The following is a 245-nucleotide window of genomic DNA, read 5'->3' as shown; positions in this document are numbered from 1 at the left end:
TGACTGGCACTGCCATCGGCTGAAGTCGCAGTAAAGCTATCCGTTAATGTTTGGCCAGCCCCTAATTGCTGGATGGCTGTTTGTGCATTGTTCGCCGTGTACGTCCAGACCCCATTGGCGGCCAGGGTAAAAGTACCGTAGGTGCCTGCCACGGAAGGCTGGGCGATAAAACTGGATTGGCCGGCATCCACATCGGCAATGGTCAAGGTACCGCCGCTGCTCAGATTGGCATTTATTACATTCGC

1 protein-coding gene is annotated in these 245 nt (G+C 54.7%); it reads right to left on the bottom strand.

The window, feature by feature from the left end; translation table 11 throughout:
- On the bottom strand, window positions 1-245 hold a 245-nt coding region (locus ACN4Z1_RS16045; protein WP_419423066.1), incomplete at both ends, for a VCBS domain-containing protein.

This window comes from Legionella sp. ST3F1 (assembly GCF_048553315.1).
GTDB classification, from domain to species: Bacteria; Pseudomonadota; Gammaproteobacteria; order Legionellales; family Legionellaceae; genus Tatlockia; species Tatlockia donaldsonii.
The sequence above is the reverse complement of the archived record's forward strand: the minus strand, read 5'-3'. Positions and strand labels throughout refer to the sequence as shown.